Here is a 15,391-nt window from a genome sequence, read left to right on the forward strand (position 1 = left end):
GGATTAATTAATAAATGAATTCAAACTTGTTGATATTATATTTAATATTTATCATAATGAGTAAATACAATCAATATGCGTAGGTCCTAGAATTGAAGGATTAACTAAATAACTAATTCTAAAGCAGGTGAAACATGTATTTATCCACGGATGCAGCCTCGCTCGAGGTGTATGAAGCATTGGCAAGCGAGGTAAGATTGCAAATTATTGATCGTTTGAATACGAGAGAGATGCATATTAAAGAGCTCGCCTCCGAGCTCTATTTGAGCAGCGCGATCGTAAGCACGCATGTAAGCAAGCTGCAGAAGGCTGGACTGGTCAGCTATCGCATGCGCAGAATCAATGGGGGAACCTACAAGTACTGTTCCCTTTCTACGGAGTTTCTACAAATCAAGCTGTCTCGAACGGTGCCAATCGAAAGAAAATTTTCTGAAGTAACTTTGCCAGTAGGGCATTATACGAATATTGAAGCAGCACCGACATGCGGGCTCGCCACAACTGAGAAAATGATTGGGCATTATGACAATCCTGCCTATTTTCTTGACCCGGAGCGTGTACATGCAGGTATACTATGGTTCACCCGAGGTTTTGTTGAATATAAAGTGCCTAATTATTTATTTAAGGACCAAGCCGTTCAGGAAATTGAAATCTCATTAGAAATAGGCTCCGAAGCGCCGTATATTAATGACAATTGGCCATCGGATATCCAATTCATCATCAATGGGGTTTCGCTCGGCTCTTGGACAAGTCCTGGTGATTTTGGCAAAATGAGAGGACGCTTCTCGCCAGCCTGGTGGCATAGCGATGTGAATCAATATGGTTTAATGAAGGTGCTTCGCATAAACAAACAGGGGAGCTTCATCGACGGTATGCAAATATCCGATATAACGATTATGGAGCTGCCTTGGGACGGGTCACATTGGACCTTTCGAATAAGCGCCGACGATACTTCGCAAGGCCGAGGCGGACTTACGTTATATGGAAAAGGCTTTGGCAACTATGACCAAGATATCGTCATCAGAAGCTATTACGAATAAATCGCCATAGAGGCATGGGAATATATTTTCATTTGCGGAGGTTTAATGATGGTGTTAGCATGTCGTGTGTTAATTGTAGACGACGAATTATTGGTCAGACAAGGAATTAAGCATCTATTGAATTGGGAGCAAGAGGGCTTTCAAATTATAGGCGAGGCTTCTAACGGAAAAGAGGCGCTTGAGCTGATTGAGCGCGAGGAGCCCCACATTGTCATTACGGATATTGTCATGCCCGTTATGGGCGGCGAGGCGCTGACCCGTGCGATCAAATCAAGATTTCCGCAAATCGAGGTTATTATCTTGAGCAGCTTCGGGGAGTTTGATTACGTGAGATCAACGTTTCAAAGCGGAGTTGCCGATTATATTCTAAAGCCAAAGCTGGAAGCCTTCCAGCTCTTGGATATCGTGAAGCGAACGGCGCGGAAGATTCCATCTTTGAAGCTTGAAGAAGGAGAAGTTGAAGGCGGTCAGACGATTCCGTGGATACTAGATAAGCTGATGTCCGGGTATGAGATTGAGCTTGATGAAAATCGAATTCATCATTCTTTCCCGTATGACACCTTTCAATTAATAGGGGCAGATTTGAAGCAAGCGGGTTCAAAGGGCAGCGAGCGGGGAGAGGAGCTGCAATGGATGGAGCGCATATTAACAGAGCTCGATGAATATCTGCCTAATGCGGTGCATGCGAAGCTGCCTGCAGAACCGGATATGCTCGTGCTCCTCGTTAATATGAATCATTCGGAGAAGGAGGGGTTAACTAATGTGGGAAGGCGGCTGGCGGAGTATTCCAGTGCGCATTACCCTTCACGCGTATGGACGATTAGCGAACCATTCCTGCGCTTAAAGGAGCTTGGCGCGAACTATAAAGAGCAATTTATTAGAATAAACCATTATCAGTTTTTTCTGCCTCTCTCACAGCATTTGATCATTTACGATGAGCTGCCGTCCATCCCGAATGAAAACCAGCCTTTTAATATGAATCAATTCACCGAGCTCATGAACCGAAGGCAATTCGACACGGCTTTTGCTGAACTGCTTGAGCATGTGAATGGTCTGGCAGCCAACTACAAAACGGATGTTTTTGAATTTAAATCTTTCGTTGGCAACGTTATTTTTAATATTACTATTCTGCTTAGCCGTTTGGATTCAGACATGAAGAAGCTGGAGGAAGCGAAATATTCTTATTTCAAGCAGATCGGAGAAGCCGTCCATGCGAGCAGCGCTATTGCGCTCCTTCATTCGTTCATCGCTGAAGCGAATGCTGTGATTGAAAAAAGAAGCGTCACGGGCAGCAATTCGAATATGACACAGCTGCTTCTGTTTATTCGCGAGCATTATGCGGATCCGCTAAGCTTGACGGAGCTGGCCAAGCATTTTCATTTCAATCCGTCTTATTTATCAAGCTATTTCACCTCGCATAATAAGGAGGGCTTTAGCGAATATTTGAACAAGATTAGAGTCGAGAAGGCGGCGGAGCTTCTTGAGGATGTTACGGCTTCCATTTCGGAGATTAGCGGCTTGGTCGGGTACTCCGATCATAGTTATTTCACGAAAGTGTTCAAGAAGGTAACGGGATTGTCACCTAGCCATTACAGAAAACAATACGCAGCTAAGAAGAGGGATTAGGCGATGAGAGGTTTTTTGGATAAATTCAAGTATCACGGTCTTTTTATCAAAATGTTTATGGTTACGTTAGTCAGCATCGTTACAGTCGCATTGTTAACCTCGCTAGTAACGATTCAAATGTCAGAGAAGCTGTTCATGAACACCTTTAGCATCACGAATTCAAAGATTATCAGCCAAATAAAAGCCAATTTCGAATCCTTTAACTATTCCATTGTAACCGCGTCGAACAATGTGCAGCAGAACGGGACAATAAAGGGTTTTCTCACGAATCCGGATTTGAACTCGACTACTTCTTTGAAAAGCTATTACCAAGCTAGTCAGCAAATGGAGCGGATTCAGTCCAACGTTGCGGCATATCCCGTCATGATGACCATTACCGGCGTCAATCGAAAAAGCCATTCGAATGATAGTACATACTGGCCGAATTCACTGGAAAAGCTGAGAAACAGTATGTTGACGGTCAATACGCTTGTCGAGCCAAAACGATTGCTGTATCAGCTGGATAAAGAAAACATAAGTGGATTGGACGAAGACCCGGTTATCGTTGCATCAAGGGCGCTTATGGAGCGTACGAGCGGCAATCAATACGGGATATTATATTTTGCGATAAAAGAAAGCGACTTCAAGCGATTCTATGCAAGCTTCACCAGCGGCGGCAACGATGTAGCCATCCTAGATCAGTCAGGCATTATAGTATCAAGCAACCGTCAAGAGCTTATCGGCAAAGAAAATCAGGATTTGCTCACGTACGCGCAAGAAATGGAAGAGAAAGGGCTAGCATTCAAGGACGTTAGCGTGCTTGGGGAAAACAGCCTGGTGCTGTCCGAATATTTGCCGGTCTATGATTTTTACCTGGTCAATTTAATCGATAAAAAAGAGGTGCTCAGCGAGATGGTCGATTTCAAGACCGTCGCGCTTATTTGTGTTGGCATCGTTCTCGTTGCACTCATTATTGTATTTCTCATTTCGAGGCGGTTAACGAAATCCTTAACGCTGCTTGCTAGGCAAATGCCGAGAATCACTAAAAATAATTTCGATAATTACATTACCGTATCGGGCAGCTATGAAATCAAGGAGCTAGGCAAAGCCTATAATTATATGCTTGATGAGCTGAACGAATATGTGCGCAAGCTCATCCAAACGCAGAAGGATCAACGCAACGCCGAATTATCGGCTTTGCAGATGCAGATTAATCCGCATTTCCTATATAACACGCTTGCGTCTGTCAAAATACTAGTGCAGCAGGGCAACAAGGAAAAAGCAGCAGCTACGATCAATTCGTTAATTTCGCTGCTGCAAAATACGGTGGGCAATATTAGCGAGACCATCAGCGTTGCTCAAGAGCTGGTCAATTTAAAAAACTACGTATTTATCAATCATGTGCGTTACGGAGACCAGATTGCTGTCAATTATTTCATAGCGGATGATTGCTACGGTTACCATATTCCCAAGCTCATCATACAGCCCTTTATTGAGAATGCTTTTTTCCATGCTTTTCAGGAGCGAAAGGATGGCCATATTTACGTACTCTTCTCACGTGAAGATGAAACGCTTGTATGCGAGGTTGTTGATAATGGCGTCGGAATGGAAGGTTATGATCACGAAAATCCCGATCACAGCGCAATCAGCACGAGTCATTTCTTCTCCGGAATCGGCATTCGCAATGTGCACGACAGAATCAGCCTGCTCTATGGAGAGGAGTACGGTGTAGAAATTGTCAGCAATATCGGTGAGGGCACGAGGGTGAAAATTAAGCTGCCGCTGCATAAAACCTAAAAATAATACCAAAATGCAAATTTATTTTTAATTACATAATAACGAATGGGAAGGTAACAATAGAATGACAAATCCACACAAATATTTTGCTAACGAGTCAATTTAATGAATTGTTATACTGATAACCGTTAGCCAGTAATTGCTTAAGAGAAATATCAGTTTAGTCAAAGGGGTTGAATGGAATTGAAAAAACTACTCGCGGTAGCGCTTGCCAGCTTTGTATTGCTGACAGCATGCTCAAGTAAGGAAAACAATGCACCAAACAACGGCGGCAACGCTGCTGAAGGCACGAAAGAAGTTACAGTATGGGCATGGGATAAAGCGTTCAACATTGGCGCAATGGAACGTGCAAGCGAAGCTTACAAAGCTAAAAATCCAGACCTTAAGGTTAACATCGTGGAGAACGCACAAGCGGATATCATTCAAAAGCTGAATGCGGGCTTGAACGCTGGTACGACAAAAAGCTTGCCGACAATCGTATTGATTGAGGATTACCGTGCGCAAAGCTTCTTGCAAGCTTACCCTGAAGCATTCTTTGATCTTTCGGAGTTCATCAATGCTGAAGATTTCGCGGATTACAAAATCGGACCTACAAGCTTCGACGGCAAACAATACGGTGTTCCGTTCGACTCTGGCGTAGCCGGTTTATATGTAAGAACAGACTACTTGGAGCAAGCGGGCTACAAAGTCGCTGACCTGCAGGATATCGATTGGACTAAATTCATCGAAATCGGCAAAGCAGTTAAAGAAAAAACAGGCAAATCCTTGCTTACACAAGATCCCAACGATCTTGGGCTTATCCGCATGATGATTCAATCTGCTGGATCATGGTACTTGAAAGAAGACGGCACTACGCCTAATCTGGCAGGCAACGCAGCCCTTAAAGAAGCATTCGAAACATACAAAGCAATGATGGATGCGGATATTGTCAAAGCGAATTCCGACTGGAGCCAATTCGTTGGTGCATTCAACAGCGGCGAGGTTGCTTCCATTCCTACAGGAAACTGGATCACAGCATCCGTTAAAGCAGAAGCTTCACAATCAGGCAAATGGGCAGTTGTTCCATTCCCTAAATTGACGACTACAGCAGGCTCTGTACATGCTTCCAACCTTGGCGGCAGCTCATGGTATGTGATGAACGTTGACGGTAAAGAAGCAGCAGCTGAGTTCTTGAAGCAAACGTTCGGTTCTGATGTTGATCTTTACCAGAAGCTTGTTACTGAAATCGGTGCAATTGGTACGCTGAAAGCTGCGGCTGCAGGCGATGCTTACAAGCAAGCTGATGAATTCTTCGGCGGCCAAAAAGTAATCGAGGATTTCGCGAAATGGACAGAACAAATTCCTAACGTGAACTACGGCATGCACACGTATGCGGTTGAAGATATTCTTGTCGTAGAAATGCAGAATTACCTAGGCGGCAAGGCAATCGACGATGTACTGAAAGATGCGCAAGCACAAGCCGAAACACAAGTGAAATAAATTAGACCATACGGCTGAGAAATAAAACCCGAGACTTTTCCTTTTCCAGTGCCAAGTGAATACTTCGGCTGGGGATCTGGGAAAGTCTCCCCAGGTTTTATGACCGTCAAGAGAGGGGTTAGGCTAACGTGAAAGCAGCGAGGCCTGGCGTGAAAATTCGCACTAGAGCTAATTTGACCGGATGGATGTTCATCATTCTGGCGGTTGTAATGATTGTGGCATTCTATTTCTATCCAATGATTCAAGCGTTGCTGCTATCGTTCAAATCGGGTAAAGGGATGAATCTCGATTACGTAGGATTTGACAATTACGTCCGCTTGTTCACTGACAAAACGTTTTTGACTGCATTAAAGAACACCTTTATTTACTTGATCATTCAAGTTCCGGTAATGATCGTGCTTGCTATGTTTATATCTGTTTTGCTTAACGACAGTAAACTGAAGTTTAAAGGATTTTTCCGAACGGCTATTTTCTTGCCGGCCGTTACCTCGCTCGTAGCGTATTCCGTCATCTTTAAATATTTGTTCGCATCTGAAGGACTAGTCAATAAGCTGTTGACCAATCTTCATTTGATCGCAGCGCCGATTCAGTGGATTACGGATCCATTCTGGGCGAAAGTTACCGTTATTATCGCAATCACATGGCGCTGGACGGGCTATAACATGATCTTTTATTTGTCCGCGCTTCAAAATATCGACCATTCCATATATGAAGCTGCAAAAATCGACGGTGCTTCGTCAACACGACAATTTTTTGGAATTACCGTTCCTTTGCTCAAGCCAATCATATTGTTTACATCCATAACGTCAACCATCGGTACGCTGCAATTGTTTGATGAGGTTGTCAATATTACGAAGGGCGGACCGGGTAATGCATCCATGTCCATCTCGCAATATATTTATAACCTTTCCTTCAAATACTCAGCCGATTTCGGCTACGCAGCAACAGTATCATACTCGATCGTAATTATGATCATCATCTTGGCATTTATTCAGTTCAAAGCGGCAGGTGATAAAAATGGATAAGCTAAAGCGTGTATTTATCTATATCTTTCTAAGCTTGCTTGCCTTCATATCGATCTTCCCGTTTCTTTGGATGGTTATCAGCGCTACCAACAAATCGGCTGACGTAACCCAAGGAAGATTGCTTCCCGGCGGACAGCTTATCGAGAATCTTAAACAGCTTTTCAATACCGTTGACATCGTGCCAGCATTGCTGAATTCAGCGAAAATTTCTGTCACGACTACGATTTTGGCCATGGTTATTGCATCTTTAGCCGGTTATGGCTTTGAAATCTATCGGAGTAAAGCAAAGGATGTCGTATTTAGCATCCTGCTGCTTTCGATGATGATCCCATTCGCAGCAATTATGGTGCCATTGTTCCAAATGTTCGGAAAAATTTCGCAGGTAATTCCGTTTATCGGATTGGATACCTTGTCTGGCGTTGTTCTGCCAACGTTTACGACTGCTTTTCTTATTTTCTTCTTCCGTCAGAACACCAAAATGTTTCCGCGGGAGCTGCTTGAAGCAGGTCGAATCGACGGACTGAATGAGATCAGTCTCTTCTTCCGAATTTTTATGCCAACGATGAAGACGACATACGCGGCAGCGGGCATTATCACCTTTATGTCAAGCTGGAACAACTATTTGTGGCCGCTAATCGTCTTGCAATCGCCGGAGAAGAAAACGGTGCCGATGCTGATCTCTAATTTAGGATCAAGCTATTCACCTGATTATGGTATTATTATGACAGCTATTGTTATATCAACGATACCGACAGCGCTTGTGTTCTTCTTGATGCAGAAGCACTTCGTAGCGGGAATGACTGGTTCAGTGAAATAGGTACACGAAAAGTCAGGAGGCCGCGTACTCGATACGTGCCTCCTGACTTTTACACGACTATAAGGGGAAATCGCAATGACAACAATGAAACCGAATGTGAGCTGGCTCACGGATGTGAGCGTATTTGCGGTAAACCGTTTGCCGGCGCACTCTGATCACCGTTATTACGAGACGTTGGAGGAAGCCGAGAAGGAAGCGCCGATGGCACTTCGCCACTCATTGAACGGCAGCTGGAAATTCGCCTATTCCGTTAAGCCTGCCGACCGTCCAGCATTATTTCATGAAGCGGACTATGACTGCAATGGCTGGAGCAGTATCGAGGTTCCGGGCCATATTCAACTACAAGGTTTTGGTAAACCTCAGTATGTGAATACGATGTATCCGTGGGATGGCCACAATGAAATTCGTCCGCCGGCAATTCCCGAGGACCATAATCCGGTTGGCAGCTATGTGAAATATTTCTCTGTGCCAGGCAATATGCAGGGCAAGCCTGTGTATCTTTCGTTTCAAGGGGTAGAGTCCGCCTTCTATCTATGGCTGAACGGGCAATTTGTTGGTTATAGCGAAGACAGCTTCACGCCATCGGCATTCGATTTGACTCCGTTTCTGGTTGAAGGCGAGAATAAGCTTGCGGTAGAAGTGTATCAACGGAGCACGGGCAGCTGGCTGGAAGATCAGGATTTTTGGCGTTTTTCAGGTATTTTCCGCGATGTATATTTATATACGGTTCCTAGTGTTCACGTAAGTGACCTATTCGTACATGCTGAGCTTGATCAAGCTTACAAGAACGGTCAATTGCGCGTAGATTTGAAGCTGGCGGGCGAGCAGCCATCCAGTGTGACTATGACGTTAAAGGATGCAGATGGTCAAGTAGTCGCAACAGGCAAAGCCGAGTCGTTCGAGGACGGCAAGACAGTCGTTTCGATGGATGCGGGACATGTAACGCCGTGGAGCGCCGAGAAGCCCTATTTGTATATGCTTTATATTTCGGTTTTTGATTCAGAAGGCAATCTAGTTGAAGCCGTTCCGCAAAGGGTAGGTTTCCGCAACTTCGAAATGATTGACAAGGTTATGCATCTCAACGGAAAACGTATCGTATTCAAAGGCGTTAACCGCCATGAATTCAACAGCCGCAGAGGCCGTTCCATCACGAAGGAAGACATGCTGTGGGATATTGCTACCCTTAAGCGCAACAATCTGAATGCCGTTCGCACCTCCCATTACCCGAACCAATCTTTATGGTACGAGCTATGCGATATTTACGGTGTATATGTAATTGACGAGATGAATCTAGAGACGCATGGCTCATGGCAAAAAATGGGCGCGGTTGAGCCGTCCTGGAACATCCCGGAGAACAAACCGGAATGGCAGCCGATCGTAATGGATCGCGCAATTTCGATGGTAGAACGGGATAAGAATCATCCTTCTATACTCATTTGGTCTGTTGGTAACGAAGCATACGCAGGCGAAGTGCTGCTGAACGTATCCCATTATTTCCGTGAGACGGATCCGAGCAGGCTCGTTCATTACGAAGGCGTATTCCATAACCGGACATACGATGCGACCAGCGACATGGAAAGCCGGATGTATGCGAAGCCTGCCGATATTGAGGAATACTTGAACGCTGATCCGCAGAAGCCGTACATCAGCTGCGAATATATGCATGCGATGGGCAACTCGGTTGGCGGGATGCACAAATACACGGAGCTTGAGCAGAAATATCCGATGTATCAAGGCGGATTTATTTGGGATTATATCGATCAGGTCATTGTGAAAAAAGACCGTTACGGCAAAGAGTTTTTGGCTTTCGGCGGCGATTTCGACGACCGGGCGACAGACTATAACTTCTGTACGAATGGCATCGTATTCGCGGACCGCAAGGAATCGCCTAAGATGCAGGAGGTTAAGTTCCTTTACCAGAATATTAAGCTGATTCCTGACCGCAGCGGCGTAAAGATCATCAACGAAAATCTGTTCGAGGGCACGGATGCTTATGACTTGGTTATCGCGCTGCATCTTGAAGGGAAAGAAGTATTCCGCAGCTCGCAGAGCATAGCGGTTGACGCACAATCCGAAGCGTATGTGGAGCTTAAGCTGCCAATCACGGACGAGCCTGGCGAATACGTCATTCATGCTTCGCTTCATTTGAAAGAAGGCACACTTTGGGCGAATGCGGGTCATGAGACTTCGTTCGGTCAATATGTATTCGTAACGGAAAGCAATCACGTTGAAGTGCAGCAAGAAGGATCGCTTAGAGTCGTGCAGGGCGATGTTAATATTGGTGTCCATGGACGCGATTTCAGCATCATGTTCTCGAAGCAAGCAGGTACGTTGATTTCGGTTAATTATGCGGGCAGAGAAATGATCGCAATTCCGCCGGCACCGTTGTTCTGGCGTGCAACAACCGATAATGACAAGGGCTTTGCGCTTGGCTTCGATTCTGGAGCATGGTTCGCTGCCAGCTTGACTCGTAAATGCACCAGCGTGCAGCTTGTCGAGGAAGCAGGCAACGCAACCGTCACTTTCGACTATAGGCTAAGCATAAGCGCTGATGTTCAAGTATCCGTTGCTTACACCGTGAAGCCTGACGGAAGCTTGAATGTGAAATCACGTTATGCAGGTGTCGAGGGCTTGCCGAAACTGCCGATATTCGCGCTTTCTTTTAAGGTTCCAGCGGATTATTGCCATTTGGACTGGTATGCAATGGGTCCTGAAGAAAACTATATCGACCGCGCGTTCGGAGCCAGATTAGGCGAATTCCAGAACGATGCTGCAGATAATGTATCGGGTTATGTTGTTCCTCAGGAATCAGGCAACCGCACAGGCGTTCGTCGCGTTAGCGTTAGCAATGACTATGGCCAGGGCATTCGAATAACAGCACCTGCCAATCAGCCTGTGGAATGCAACATTTCACCATACACTGCATTTGAACTCGAGAGCGCATATCATCACTATGAGCTGCCAAACGTGCATTATACCGTGATTACGGTAGCAGGCAGACAGATGGGTGTTGGCGGCGATGATAGCTGGGGTGCGCCGGTACATGACGAGTATTTGATTCCAGCGAACCAAGAGCTGACGTTTGAATTCAATATTCAGCGTTTGTAGGCTGGACATATAGTAATGGCTGTACGGGCTTTAAAGCCCGTACGGCCATTTTTTTATTCCCGCAACAACAAAAGGGGAAAGGTGTTTTTAGTGCCCGTCGTTCATTCTCTTCAAGATCTGGTCTTGAATATGGTTGTCGTCACGAACGATGCCGGCACCAGCAAGCAAGATGTAGATAATGCCGCCAAAAAACAAAGCGCTCAAAATGATAATGTAAGTCATCGCAATCCTCTCCTTTCATTCCTATTAGCTATGCGCTAGAGCTTCCGCGAAGGCAGAGATGCCTATCGCTATTTCTTCAGGCCTCGGCTTTGCGTAGCTGAGGCGAACATGCCCCGGCTCTGAGCCGTATACGCTCCCGGGCACAAACACGACGCCGCGTTTGATCGCATCCTCAAGCAATTTGCAGTCATCGATGGCGCTGTTGATTTTGCACCATAGATTCAAGCCCCCAAGCGGCGGGACGAAGCTGATTCGATCTTGCAGCGTATGCGTGAGCGCCTCCACCATAAGTAGCTGCTTCTGCTGCAGCGCTTGGCGCAGCTCCTTGATATGCGTATCGAATTCTTCCGAGGCAAGCAGGCGCTCCGCAGTCCACTGCGCAAGTATGCTCAAGCCGAAATCCATCTGCTGCCTAGCGTCAGAAAGACGTTCAACGACCGATTGGGGAGCAACCAGCCAGCCAATGCGAAGCCCGGAGGCAGCGGTTTTGGATAGCGAGCCGATATACAGGACAATGCCGTCTTTGTCCAGCGCCTTTAGGGATGTCGGAATGCTGCCGCGGAAGTCGGTCAAGCTGAACGGGTCATCCTCTACGATTGGAATACGCAGGTCGGCGGCTATAGAGAGGACCCTTCTTTTTTTGACATCGCTAAGGGTAGTGCCGGTCGGGTTTTGATAGTTGGGATTTAAAAAGACCATTCGGATACGGTGGTTCTTATACAGCGTGATGATATCCTCGGGATCGATGCCATCCGCATGGACGGGCAGCCGGAAGATTCGCAAGCCTGCTGATTGAAACATCGGCAGCGAATAGGTATAGGAAGGATCCTCGATGGCTACCGCATCTCCCGGCGATAACAAGCATTGCGTAATCAAATACAAGGATTGCTGCGATCCGGATGTGATTAACATAGACGATTCAGATGTGAGCAGGTTTTGATCCTGCCGCAGCTTATTCACAAGGGCTTGCCGGAGCGGCAAATAGCCCTGTGGGTCATCATAGCCCAAATGCTCATCGAATGACTCCTCGCGTAAAATCCGGCTGACGATACGATTTGGGAAAAGATCAGATGCGAGCTCTCCGCTTGCCATGTTAATGATGGATGCATCATAGTGCGTGACTTCCCGAATTCTTCTCATAAATGGCAGATTGGGCAGGAATGTGCCTCCCTCCGTATATAAGCGCCAATTCGGCGTATGCAAGGGTGAGACACCCCACTTGGTCAAGCTTACGCGGGTTCCGCTGCCAACGGTGCTTTCCACTAACCCAGAAGCTCTCAGCTCTTCGTAAGCTTGAACGACGGTGCTGCGGTTAACGCCGAGCTGCTCGGCGAGCTTGCGCTCCGAAGGAAGAGCGCTGCCTGGAGGAAGCTGCGCATAGGTGATACCGCGCTCGATATGCTCGACGATTTGCCGGTATAACGGCATGGGTTCTGAGCGATCAGGTTTCCACATGGCGGGTTCATCCTTTATCTATATTGGTAGGTATTTGATGTACAATTACAACGGTAACGGACGGCGCATGAATTGTACAGAACCAATTGGAAGTATTATGCCCCATCCAATTCAAGGTTACCATATAGGCTGAGCTCCGTGGTATGATAGGTAGAAATCACGCGAAAAGCATGAGAGGAGAATCAGACTTACATGTTTGAACATTTGGTATCCTTTAAGTTTAAAGAAGCGTTGTCCCCTAGCAAAGAAGCGGAGCTTCTGGAGGCGCTGCATGCGCTTAAGACACATGTTCCAGGTATCGTCGAGCTGACGGCAGGCCGCAATGAAACGTTGGAGACAGGCAATATTCAAGGCTATATGCTAGGCCTTCGGGTAACCTTCACCGATCGGCAGGCCTTACAAGACTATGGCCCGCATCCTGCCCACCAGAGCTTCGTAGCGATGCTGGATGGTTTGGTCGAGAACGTCATTGTCATTGATTATCCGATCGTGTAAAGGCAAATTCGTACGCTTGATCACGTTGACAAATTAAAGCAGGCAGGGTGTGAGCACATGGCGGAAAAGGAAGAGCTTGTCCGGTTCGGAGTCTCCTTCCCGGCACCTTTAATCGAGCAGTTTGACCAGTATATTGACGAACAAGGATATACGAACCGATCGGAAGCCATACGGGATATGGCAAGGCGCTCCTTGCTCGAGCCTTCCCGCATGAGTGGGAATGAGCATGTAGCGGGTACGATCGTGCTCGTCTATGACCATCATGTCAGCGATCTTCCGATTGTCTTGATGGAAGTACAGCATCGCTTTCACCATGACATTATCTCGAATATGCATGTTCATCTGAATCATGATCAATGCTTGGAGGTCATCGTCGTAAGAGGAGAGCTCGCACGGCTGCGCTCGCTCCATCAGCAGATTCAAGCGCAGAAAGGCGTAATATACGCAGAGCTGTCAGTTACCTATGCCGATAAGCATGACGCTTCAAAGGAGCATAAGCATACATAGGATTGCTTGTCGGTTTTGAAGCGGTTAACATTCACCGTTCTAGAGTCATTCATCCTTATGGGTTCTAGAATGGTTCATATTACAGGCTATCTCTATGGTCGGGCCCGACCATGCGAGGTAGTCTTTTTTCATGCCATAATCATGGATAATAGAACGTATATAATGATATTTTGAATAAAACGTGTTACAATATCCCATATTCGTGTCACTAAACTTAACATTGACAGGCGGGATTGCTTTGAGAAAAATGGGGTTAACGATCATTTCTGTTTTAGCTATTCTTTTGATTGTAAATGGCTGCAGTGCGGCTAAGCCGTCCAGCAGCACGACTAAATCGGATTCGCTTATCGTGGCAATCGGTGCAGAGCCTGATACGGGCTTCGATCCGACAAAGGGCTGGGGACGCTATGGTTCTCCGCTATTCCAGAGCACGCTGCTCAAGCGGGATGATGATTTGAAAATCGAAGGCGACTTGGCAACGAGCTATGAAGTGAGCGAGGATGGACTCGCCTGGACAGTTCAGCTGCGTGAAGACGTCGTTTTCACGGATGGGAAGCCGCTGACGTCCGAAGACGTTAAGTTCACGTTCGATACGTCAGCGAGCAACGGCTCGGCTATCGATTTGACGAATCTGGCAGGTGTAACGGCAGGAGAAAATGAAGTTATATTTCGGCTTAAGAAGCCGCAGTCTACCTTTGTCTATTATTTGATTACGACTGGAATCGTGCCAAAGCATGCGTATAGCAGCTCGTACGCGGAGCAGCCAATCGGATCGGGTCCCTTCACATTCGTACAATGGGATCGCGGACAGCAGCTCATCGTAGCGGCAAATGAGCATTACTACGGCAAGAAGCCATCGTTCCATAAGCTGACCTTTTTGTTTTTGAATGAGGATGCTGCCTTCGCGGCCGCAAAAGCAGGCAGCGTGGACGTGGCTTATATCCCTTCCGCATTCAGCGGCCAAGAGGTTGCCGGCATGCGGCTGGAAGCGGTAAAAACGGTCGATAACCGCGGCATTGCATTTCCTTATGTGAAAGCAGGCGGAAAAACAGACAAGGGATATGCGATTGGCAATGACGTAACGGCAGATAAAGCGATTCGCCTTGCGATAAATACCGTTATCAATCGTGAGCAATTGGTCGAAGGCGTATTGGAAGGCTACGGCTCGCCAGCTTATACCACAAATGACGGCTTGCCATGGTGGAATGAGGATACAAAGCTCCAAGATCATGATGTGGAAGCGGCACTCGGCATTTTGAAGGACGGAGGCTGGTCAGACAGCGATAACGACGGAGTTGCGGAGAAGGACGGACTAAAAGCGGAATTTACGCTGCTGTACCCGGCAGGCGATGTAACAAGGCAATCGCTGGCGCTTGCAGCCGCAGAGATGGTCAAGGAAGCCGGCATTCGAATCAACGTAGAAGGCAAGAGCTGGGACGAGCTGGAGAAGCTCATGCACGCCAATGCCATTCTGCTCGGATGGGGCAGCCATGATCCGCTCGAAATGTACAATCTTTACAGCAGTGATTTCGGCGGAGTCGATTATTACAATACGGGATATTACAGCAATCCGGCAGTAGACAAATGGTTTGAACAGGCACTTGAGGCTCGTACCGAGGAGGAATCGATCGAATATTGGAAAAAAGCGCAGTGGGACGGAGAAACGGGCCTAAGCGTAAAAGGAGACGCGCCTTGGGCTTGGCTTGTCAACATTGACCATCTGTACTTAGTGAAGGACGGCTTGGATATCGGGAAGCAGCGTATTCAACCGCATGGCCACGGCTGGCCCGTAACGGATAATATTGAAAGCTGGGGCTGGAAATAACAGCACCGGAATGAGGAAT

Annotated in this window: 12 protein-coding genes; 10 read left to right on the forward strand and 2 right to left on the reverse strand. The window is 46.8% G+C overall.

Annotation, left to right across the window (positions count from 1 at the left end):
* The first annotated feature begins 134 nt into the window (after positions 1-134).
* From AB4Z29_RS12560 to AB4Z29_RS12590, 7 genes are all read left to right on the forward strand, one after another.
* Entirely contained in the window at positions 135-1,037 is a 903-nt protein-coding gene (locus tag AB4Z29_RS12560; RefSeq protein ID WP_441943397.1) for an ArsR/SmtB family transcription factor, read from the forward strand.
* Between the two features lie 45 nt (positions 1,038-1,082).
* Entirely contained in the window at positions 1,083-2,663 is a 1,581-nt protein-coding gene (locus AB4Z29_RS12565; protein WP_441943398.1) for a response regulator transcription factor, read from the forward strand.
* Between the two features lie 3 nt (positions 2,664-2,666).
* Entirely contained in the window at positions 2,667-4,439 is a 1,773-nt protein-coding gene (locus tag AB4Z29_RS12570; RefSeq protein WP_441943399.1) for a sensor histidine kinase, read from the forward strand.
* Between the two features lie 183 nt (positions 4,440-4,622).
* Complete coding sequence (locus AB4Z29_RS12575) at positions 4,623-5,918, forward strand: ABC transporter substrate-binding protein (protein WP_441943400.1); 1,296 nt, start codon at positions 4,623-4,625, stop codon at positions 5,916-5,918.
* A gap of 185 nt (positions 5,919-6,103) precedes the next feature.
* On the forward strand, positions 6,104-6,943 hold the full coding sequence (locus AB4Z29_RS12580; protein WP_183564241.1) for a carbohydrate ABC transporter permease: 840 nt from the start codon (positions 6,104-6,106) through the stop codon (positions 6,941-6,943).
* Positions 6,936-7,760, forward strand: coding sequence for a carbohydrate ABC transporter permease (locus tag AB4Z29_RS12585; protein WP_441943401.1), 825 nt, complete (start codon positions 6,936-6,938; stop codon positions 7,758-7,760). Before AB4Z29_RS12580 ends, AB4Z29_RS12585 begins: the two co-directional genes overlap by 8 nt.
* Before the next feature lie 75 nt (positions 7,761-7,835).
* Positions 7,836-10,868, forward strand: coding sequence for a glycoside hydrolase family 2 TIM barrel-domain containing protein (locus AB4Z29_RS12590; RefSeq protein WP_441943402.1), 3,033 nt, complete (start codon positions 7,836-7,838; stop codon positions 10,866-10,868).
* A gap of 87 nt (positions 10,869-10,955) precedes the next feature.
* Here the strand turns inward: AB4Z29_RS12590 and AB4Z29_RS12595 are convergent, their stop codons facing one another.
* Together AB4Z29_RS12595 and pdxR are read right to left on the reverse strand one after the other, a co-directional pair.
* Entirely contained in the window at positions 10,956-11,090 is a 135-nt protein-coding gene (locus tag AB4Z29_RS12595) for a hypothetical protein (RefSeq protein WP_441943403.1), read from the reverse strand.
* Positions 11,091-11,114: 24 nt separating this feature from the next.
* Positions 11,115-12,545, reverse strand: a complete 1,431-nt coding sequence (gene pdxR, locus AB4Z29_RS12600; protein ID WP_441943404.1) for a MocR-like pyridoxine biosynthesis transcription factor PdxR — start codon at positions 12,543-12,545, stop codon at positions 11,115-11,117.
* Positions 12,546-12,737: 192 nt separating this feature from the next.
* Between pdxR and AB4Z29_RS12605 the strand changes: the two genes are divergently transcribed.
* The 3 genes from AB4Z29_RS12605 (at position 12,738) to AB4Z29_RS12615 (ending at position 15,372) form a co-directional block, all read left to right on the forward strand.
* Positions 12,738-13,040, forward strand: a complete 303-nt coding sequence (locus tag AB4Z29_RS12605) for a Dabb family protein (protein WP_441943405.1) — start codon at positions 12,738-12,740, stop codon at positions 13,038-13,040.
* A 57-nt stretch (positions 13,041-13,097) separates the two neighbouring features.
* Complete coding sequence (nikR, locus tag AB4Z29_RS12610) at positions 13,098-13,547, forward strand: nickel-responsive transcriptional regulator NikR (RefSeq protein ID WP_441943406.1); 450 nt, start codon at positions 13,098-13,100, stop codon at positions 13,545-13,547.
* A gap of 247 nt (positions 13,548-13,794) precedes the next feature.
* Positions 13,795-15,372, forward strand: coding sequence for an ABC transporter substrate-binding protein (locus tag AB4Z29_RS12615; RefSeq protein ID WP_441943534.1), 1,578 nt, complete (start codon positions 13,795-13,797; stop codon positions 15,370-15,372).
* Positions 15,373-15,391 lie beyond the last annotated feature (19 nt).

Origin of the sequence: Paenibacillus sp. 2TAB23, assembly GCF_052115165.1 — a bacterium.
Classification (GTDB): Bacteria; Bacillota; Bacilli; order Paenibacillales; family Paenibacillaceae; genus Pristimantibacillus.

Coding starts and splice junctions, on each gene's coding strand:
- AB4Z29_RS12560 (WP_441943397.1), top strand. CDS start 135: ATGTATTTATCCACGGATGCAGCCTCGCTCGAGGTGTATGAAGCATTG.
- AB4Z29_RS12615 (WP_441943534.1), top strand. CDS start 13,795: ATGGGGTTAACGATCATTTCTGTTTTAGCTATTCTTTTGATTGTAAAT.
- AB4Z29_RS12605 (WP_441943405.1), top strand. CDS start 12,738: ATGTTTGAACATTTGGTATCCTTTAAGTTTAAAGAAGCGTTGTCCCCT.
- AB4Z29_RS12570 (WP_441943399.1), top strand. CDS start 2,667: ATGAGAGGTTTTTTGGATAAATTCAAGTATCACGGTCTTTTTATCAAA.
- AB4Z29_RS12580 (WP_183564241.1), top strand. CDS start 6,104: ATGTTCATCATTCTGGCGGTTGTAATGATTGTGGCATTCTATTTCTAT.
- AB4Z29_RS12585 (WP_441943401.1), top strand. CDS start 6,936: ATGGATAAGCTAAAGCGTGTATTTATCTATATCTTTCTAAGCTTGCTT.
- AB4Z29_RS12595 (WP_441943403.1), bottom strand. CDS start 11,090: ATGACTTACATTATCATTTTGAGCGCTTTGTTTTTTGGCGGCATTATC.
- AB4Z29_RS12565 (WP_441943398.1), top strand. CDS start 1,083: ATGATGGTGTTAGCATGTCGTGTGTTAATTGTAGACGACGAATTATTG.
- nikR (WP_441943406.1), top strand. CDS start 13,098: ATGGCGGAAAAGGAAGAGCTTGTCCGGTTCGGAGTCTCCTTCCCGGCA.
- pdxR (WP_441943404.1), bottom strand. CDS start 12,545: ATGTGGAAACCTGATCGCTCAGAACCCATGCCGTTATACCGGCAAATC.
- AB4Z29_RS12590 (WP_441943402.1), top strand. CDS start 7,836: ATGACAACAATGAAACCGAATGTGAGCTGGCTCACGGATGTGAGCGTA.